Origin of the sequence: Myxococcus vastator, from assembly GCF_010894475.1 — a bacterium.
Taxonomy (GTDB): Bacteria; Myxococcota; Myxococcia; order Myxococcales; family Myxococcaceae; genus Myxococcus; species Myxococcus vastator.
The window spans coordinates 1-6,819 of sequence record NZ_JAAIYB010000444.1; the positions used below are offsets into that span (position 1 = coordinate 1).

A 6,819-nucleotide genomic window follows, 5' to 3' on the forward strand; every position below is an offset into this window, starting at 1 on the left:
GACGGGACCCGGTCCCACCCGAGGGCGCCCCAGAGGGGGGCCGGCGGCGTGCCGGAGGGGAACCGTTGGACATGCGAATCACCGACTTCCTGTCGAAGTGAGCACGCGCCTACAGCTCGTGCTCGTAAGCCAACTGCAAACCTAGATTGTGGCAGCGATGCTCGGCCGTAGGGAAGCGTCGACCCATTTCCTGCAACGCGGCCCGAGCCGTCCGCGCATTCCGGTATTGTACGCTGCGTTGGAAATCGAGCATCAGCTGGCTGCACTTGTGGTCCAGCTCGGTTGCTACCTGGCCGAGCTGGAAACGCACGTCCTGATAGATGTCCGGCTTGGTGTCCAGCGCCTCCAGCGTCACCCAGGCGAAGCGGTACTGCTGCCACGCCTTGAAGAGGTTCTCCGCGCCGACGTCGCGCGATGCATAGAAGCGGGCGCCCGCGGCGACGTACTGACGCGCCTTGGCCAGCAGCTCGTCTTGCGGCAGCTCCGGCACCGGGATGATTTCCAGGCGCAGGTTCCACACGCGCCAGGTGTCCCGCCCCGGCGGGTTGCGGACATTGTCGAAGACGACGGAGTTGAGCTCGCCCCGCTTCAGCGCCGAAGGCGGGAGAATCTGCTCCAGCCCGCGCTCCGTCACCGCATTCACGTCCGGCGGCACCCAGCCCACGTCCACGCCGTTGACGACCAGCGACACCTCCTCCTTGGAGATGCCACTGGCCATGTAGTGGACCACCGCCACCGCCCGCGTCGGGGTGACGAACTGGAAGGCGAACGACTTGTGGTCCGGGTTCTCCCACGTCACGCCCTCGCCCACCCCGAACGAGTCTGAAATCACGTCGAAGCCCAGGTCCTCCGGCTCCACGCCGGACGCCCGGCCTTCGCTCCTGGGCATGAAGAAGACGGCCAGCACGCCCACCAGCGCCAGCACCAGGCCGCCTCCGGCCGCGCCCACGCCCAGCCGCGCCGGCATCGACAGCTGTCCCCACCACAGGAGCAGCCTGCCCGCCGGAGTACCCTCGAGCTCCCGGCGACGGCGCGCGCGCTCCGCCGCCGTCTGCCCCGCGCCGGACTCGGCCTTCGCCACGGCGGCGGTGCCCGGACGCACCGGCACCACCGCGGGCTGCTGCGCGGTGGGATAGCCTTCCGGCAGCACGATGCCGCTCTGGGCGGGAATCGGGTCGTTGAGGCGGATGGGACGGGTGGCGTCCGGGTCGACCACGGGGAGCGGGTCGCCCCGGCGGATGGGCCGCGTGGCGTCCTCGTCCCCTTCCGGCGGCACCCAGACGAAGGTGAACTCGACGGGGCCCACGCCAATCTTGTCCCCATCCCGCAGCTGCTGCTCTCCCGACAGCAGCCCCCCGTTGAGCACGGTGCCATTCGAGCTGCCCATGTCCGCGACGAAGTACTTGTCGCCGCGGAGCACGATGCGCGCGTGCCTGCGCGACACGCCGTGGTCGTGCAGCACCAGGTCGTTCTCCGAGGTGCGGCCGATGTTGACCTCGGCCGCCTCGAAGGTGAGCTCCCGTCCCTGCTGGAGCCCCTGGGTGATGGTCAGGAGGATGGGCACGGGGCGCTACCCCGCGACGTTTCCGAACATGAACTGGAACACGATGGGCCCGAACAGCACCATGAACACCGTGGGGAAGATGCACGCGATGAGCGGGAAGAGCATCTTCACCGGCGCCTCGCCGGCCAGCTTCTCCGCGCGCTGGGTGCGGTCGATGCGCATCTGCGTGGACTGGATGCGCAGCACCTTGCCCAGGCTGGTCCCCATCTTGTCCGCCTGGATGAGCGCGGTGACGAAGGTGGTCAGCGGCGGCAGGTCCACGCGGAGGATCATGCTCTTGAGGCCCTCTTCACGCGTCTTGCCCATCTTCAGCTGCTTGAGCACCAGCTGCAGCTCCTCGCGCAGCGGCCCCGCCTTGCCCTTCTCCACCACCTTGGCCAGCGCCGCGGTGAAGTCCAGGCCGGCCTCCACCGACAGCGTCAGCAGGTCCAGGCTGTAGGGCAGCGCGCGGCTGATGAGCAGGTGGCGCTTCTTCACCTGGTCGTTCAGCCACATCAGCGGGTAGTACATGCCGAAGAGCAGGAACAGCGGCGCCCACACCATGCTCACGCCGAAGCCGTTGAGCAGGATGAGACCCATGATGAGGCCCACCACCGCGCTGACTTCCTGCAGCGCCATGATGTCCTCGGGCTTGTACGCCTGCGGCTCGCCCGCCTTGATGAGGTTGCGGCGCGCCTTGGCCTCGTAGCCGGGCCACATGAAGCGGCGGTTCATCGCGCCCAGGCGGCGGATGGCCACCGAGCCGAAGCCCTTCATGCCGCCCGTGGACTCGTCACGGACCTCCGACAGGAAGCGCTCCAGCAGCGTCTGGTACAGCCCCAGGCCCAGGAAGCCCACGGCGCCCGCGAAGAGGAGCGCCGAGCTGCCGATCAACATTGGCGTCAGGACATCGTCCACGGTGCACCTCTCAAATATCGATGTTGACGATGCGCCGGATGATGAGGATGCCCATCACTTCCATGATGGCGATGATGATCACGAGGATCCAACCGAAGATGTGGTCCATCATCGGCTCCATCAGGTCGGGCCGCATGTAGTTGAGCACCATGCCGAGCACGCCGGGCATCGCCGCGACGATCCACCCCTGCAGCTTGCCCTGCGAGGTGAGCGCGTCGATCTTGCCTTCCAGACGGAAGCGCTCGCGGATGACCGTGGAGATCGTCTCGAACATCTCGGCCATGTTGCCGCCGAGCTGACGGGCGATGTTCGTGGACACGACGACCAGCTCCAGGTCGTCACTGCCCACGCGGCGGCCCATGTTGATGAGCGCCTCCTCCAGCGGAACACCCAGCTTCACTTCCTTCACGAAGAGCCCGAACTCCTGCGACAGCGGCGGCATCGCCTCGCGCGCCACGTGCTCGATGGCCTGGGGGAACGTGAGACCGGCCTTGAAGGCGTTGGCCATGGCCTGCAGCGCGTCCACCAGCTGCACGTTGAACTTCTTGATGCGCCGCTTCCGGTAGTGCTTGACCATCAGCATCGGCAGGAAGAAGCCGAACACCGTGGCCACCACCGCCATGATGGGGTTGAAGATGATGTACGTCAGGATCCCCAACAAGCACATGCACGCGATGTTGAGGATCAACATCTGGCGTGGATCGATGAAGAGGAACATGTCGCTCAAGTCGTTCATCGACTTGGCGACGTAGCGTTCCTGGTACTGCTCATACGCCTTCGACAGGACGCTGAAGATCACCAGGCTGAAGAAGAAGACCGAGCCGGTGACGAGGAGGAGGACGATTCCAGCAAGCATGTGCGCGCTTCCCTAAGAGCGAGGGTGGACGACGCACGCCATCACGGCGCGCCAGCGCCCGCGGCCCGCTCGGCACCGCCCTTGATGATCTGGATGATTTCGCGGCGCTTCTGCTCCAGCACGCGGGTGCGCTCACCCGACAGCAGCGTGCTGATGGTGGCGCGGCCACGCTCCTCGATGAGGTCCACGTCGTCCTCGTTGCGGAGGCTGAGCGTCAGCTGGCCGAGCTCCACCGCGAGCACCATGATTTCCGCCTCTTCCGGCAGCACCATCAGCGAGATGTTGTTGTACTCGCGCTGGTTCTCAGGGATGAGGTTCACGTTCGTCGTACCGGTGATCTTGCCCGTGGCCACCACGATGACGTTCTGAAGCAGCGTCACGGCGACGTTCTCGTCCGTCTGCGGATCCCGGAAGGTGCCAATCACGTCCACGTGGTCATTGGGGCGAATCCAGCCGCCCACCGACGTGGTGTGCTTCGCCTCGATGGTGAGGGCGCGCGCCTTCTTCTGCACCTTCGACGACAGCCGCTCGGCGGCCTTGGTCGTCTCGAACTGGCTCCACAGCAGCGGATCACCCGCCTGCAGCGCCACCAGCACCTTCTGGTTCACGATGTAGGAAGCGGAGTCCGGGCGCACCACCGACGACGTCACGAACTGCTCGGGGACCGAGCGCTGGGAGATCATCTCAAAGGTGATGACCGTACCTTCAGGGACGTCCTGGGCCGCCACGACGACTGGGACCAGGTTCCATCCGCGGCGGACATCCGCCTCCTTCTTCTTGATGGCGGAATACGCGATGACGCCGGCCAGCAGGCCCAGCACAAGCGCGACGACGAGCGGAGTCTTGCCCTTCAGCATGGTTCAAAAACCTCCAGAACGGGGGGGAGCCGTTCGGCGGCGACGGTGGAGTCCGAAGTGGAGTCCAGAGCGGGTGTTGGAATACAGTGCAGTGCAATCAGCGGATGGCGCGCGATGTTAGCCGTGCGATACACCGGGTGTCAAAACCACCTCTCGCGACAGCTCCGCATCGCGCGCAATCCGGGCCCTGACGTCGTACCGCGTCAGAGGTCGTCGATGGCGTCGCGGTCCGGTGTCGTCAGGCCGCGGCCCTCGGTGATGCTGTAGATGGCGTACTGCACCACGCCCACGTCGTCGACGCTGTCGATGCGCTTCCCCTGGAGGAGCCGCAGCAGCTCCTGGAGCGCGTCATCCGACGTGACGGGGCCGGCCGCGTAGGTGATGAAGGGGTTGGAGGGGTCCCGCTCCTCGTTCAGGCAGTACATGTAGAGGGGAACGATATAGGCGTTCTCCTCCACCCCGCCGTCCGAGGTGCCGGCATCGTCCCGCCCCCCGGGCCCCGGAGGGGTGGGAGGCACGGTGAGGACGGTGCGCTCGATGAGCAGCCCGTTCTGGCCGCGGCCCTCGGAGGTGGACACGACGACGAACCCTGGAGGGAACACCACCTCCACGGGCGCGCCCGTGTCGTTGCGCAGGGGCACGCAGACGCGGACCGTGGCGCCCGAGCCCTGCGCCTCCACGCTGGCGTTCTCGCACTCGCCGGAGACCTCGTCGGCGCCGCGAAGGGTGCCGGCGAAGCTGACACCCTCGGGGAGGGAGAACGGCGTGCCCTGCGGCGCGCCTTCGTCCTCGCCCAGACCCGGGCGGAAGACGTCCACGCCCGCGTCGAACCCAGTGGGCGGCGGTGGCGGATTGTCGCCGCCTCCACCGTCGTCATCGCCGTCGCATGCCAGTACCCCTGCCCCGACCGCCGCCGCGACCACCATCCACTTCCATGCTGCCTGCGCCATTGCGCGCTCCTTCCCTCACTCCAGCACGTCCCACCGGCCGGGACCGCCGCGTCATGAGGTCTGGCGAGACTGGCGGAGTCTCACGGCACCCGCAACCTTGCTGAGCGCACGAGGTGTCAGGGAGTGGGCGGAAACGCGGGCTGCGCGGGCGGCGGAAGGTCCGGGTTGTACAGACCTCGAAGCACCAGCGTCGCCCCCTGGTCGTCCTTGAGGAGCGCCGGCTGGCCCTGGTGGAGCCCCACCAGCCGCACCGAGAAGCCCACCCCATCCGGCGTCACGTGCACCGCGAGCTGCCCCGGGACGAGCGGCTCCGGCACCGCGCTCTCGGAGGGCAGCCACGCGACCTGTGGGTAGATGGGGAGGAAGGCGCGCGTGTACACCCGGACCTCGCTGGCGCCAGATTGCTGGAGCGCGGTGCGCCACGCGTCCTCCGACTGAGGCGCCTCTCCATGGGACTGGAGCTCGTGCACCATCAGCAGGTGGACGCGCCGGGCCACGCGGAGCAGCTCCAGGTTGGCCGCCACGTCGGAGCGTGACTGCTCCAGCCCTTGCGGACGACCGCCGGCCAGCGTGGCCATGACGCCCAGGAGGATGACGCCGGAGGCCCAGAGCGGCGCGGACCGGCCCCGCACCAGCGCCCAGCCCAGGCGCGCCGTGCCCACCACCGCCAGCAGTGCACCGGCCAGCACCAGCCAGCGCGGTGCCGAGCCCGCGTGGAAGGGCTGACTCAAGGCCCGCGTCAGGTGCGTCCACTCGGGCACGGACGCCACGGACACGCCCACGGCGAAGGCGATGAACAGGACGGCGTGCACCAGCCGCAGCCCCAGCGGGGACGGCTGCCCCACCTCACTGCCGACCGTCACGGGAACGGCAGGTTCAGCACGAAGTAGAAGGAGTCGTAATAAATCTGGTACGCCTCCATGAACAGGTCGATGACATTGGACTGCCGGTCCTCCGTCCAGCGGACCTTCACCGACGCGCCGATGATGAGCGCGACGACGAGAATCCAGTTCAGGAGCGAGTACTCCAGCATGGCCTGGCCGCGACGGTTACGGGCGCGGGAGCGCAGCGTCTTCGGGTGGTTCACGGCGTGTCCTCAGAGGTGTCGTGTCCATGCCCGTCGTCCGCGTTTCCGGGCAGGTCATCGAGTATAGCATCCGCGTACTCCAGCTTGATCTTCGGTGCGTCTGGAGCGGGGATGCGCATGCGGGGTTTGGCGTCGATTCCGTACTCCGCCACTTCCATGGCGTGGCCGATGCCGGGAATCTCAATCTTGGCCAGGTTCAGCAGCGGAATCTCACGGCTGAGCCACATCCGCTTGATGACGGTGTTCTTCATGACGACCTCGACCGGGACGGCCGCCACGGTGCCTGCCAGCGTCATCAGCCGGGACTCCTTGCCCGAGCGCGTCGTGGGCTTCACGCCCTTGGGCAGCGGCGCTTGCTTCTCCGGCGGCGCGGCCTGAGCCTTCTTCGCGTCCGCCTCCTCCTGCTTGAGCACGTGCTGGAGCGCCTCGTCCGAGTACTCCTGGGGCTTGCCGAAGCCCGTGCCGATGTAGAGGCGGGAGATGGCGTCATAGCGAATCTCGTCGCCCTCCCGGGCCACCAGCATGCGCATCTGCGCGAGCGGCGACTTCATGGCCGGATGGGTGCCGGCCTCCATCTCCACCCACACCGCGTCCCGGCCCTCCTTGTC

At 67.4% G+C, this 6,819-nt stretch carries 8 protein-coding genes; all 8 read right to left on the reverse strand.

Translation table 11 applies throughout. The annotated features are described in order from the left end of the window. Window positions 1–109: 109 nt before the first annotated feature. The gene (locus G4D87_RS30845) at window positions 110–1,564 is read right to left on the reverse strand and encodes an FHA domain-containing protein (protein WP_163786279.1); all 1,455 of its coding nucleotides are present in this window, start codon (window positions 1,562–1,564) and stop codon (window positions 110–112) included. 6 nt (window positions 1,565–1,570) lie between these two features. Continuing rightward, window positions 1,571–2,461, reverse strand: coding sequence for a type II secretion system F family protein (locus tag G4D87_RS30850; RefSeq protein WP_163786280.1), 891 nt, complete (start codon window positions 2,459–2,461; stop codon window positions 1,571–1,573). 10 nt (window positions 2,462–2,471) lie between these two features. Next, window positions 2,472–3,317, reverse strand: a complete 846-nt coding sequence (locus tag G4D87_RS30855) for a type II secretion system F family protein (protein ID WP_011554643.1) — start codon at window positions 3,315–3,317, stop codon at window positions 2,472–2,474. Between the two features lie 41 nt (window positions 3,318–3,358). Further along, window positions 3,359–4,174: a Flp pilus assembly protein CpaB gene (cpaB, locus tag G4D87_RS30860; RefSeq protein WP_163786281.1), complete on the reverse strand. Its 816-nt coding sequence runs from the start codon at window positions 4,172–4,174 to the stop codon at window positions 3,359–3,361. A gap of 203 nt (window positions 4,175–4,377) precedes the next feature. Continuing rightward, window positions 4,378–5,124: a hypothetical protein gene (locus tag G4D87_RS30865; RefSeq protein ID WP_163786282.1), complete on the reverse strand. Its 747-nt coding sequence runs from the start codon at window positions 5,122–5,124 to the stop codon at window positions 4,378–4,380. A gap of 116 nt (window positions 5,125–5,240) precedes the next feature. Continuing rightward, window positions 5,241–5,987: a hypothetical protein gene (locus G4D87_RS30870; RefSeq protein WP_163786283.1), complete on the reverse strand. Its 747-nt coding sequence runs from the start codon at window positions 5,985–5,987 to the stop codon at window positions 5,241–5,243. Continuing rightward, window positions 5,984–6,211 (reverse strand): hypothetical protein, encoded by a 228-nt coding sequence (locus G4D87_RS30875; protein WP_163786284.1) that lies wholly within the window; start codon window positions 6,209–6,211, stop codon window positions 5,984–5,986. The genes G4D87_RS30870 and G4D87_RS30875 overlap by 4 nt, the downstream gene beginning before the upstream one ends. Continuing rightward, window positions 6,208–6,819 (reverse strand): hypothetical protein (locus G4D87_RS30880; protein WP_163786285.1); only part of this gene is annotated, 612 nt, incomplete at its 5' end. The genes G4D87_RS30880 and G4D87_RS30875, both read right to left, overlap by 4 nt.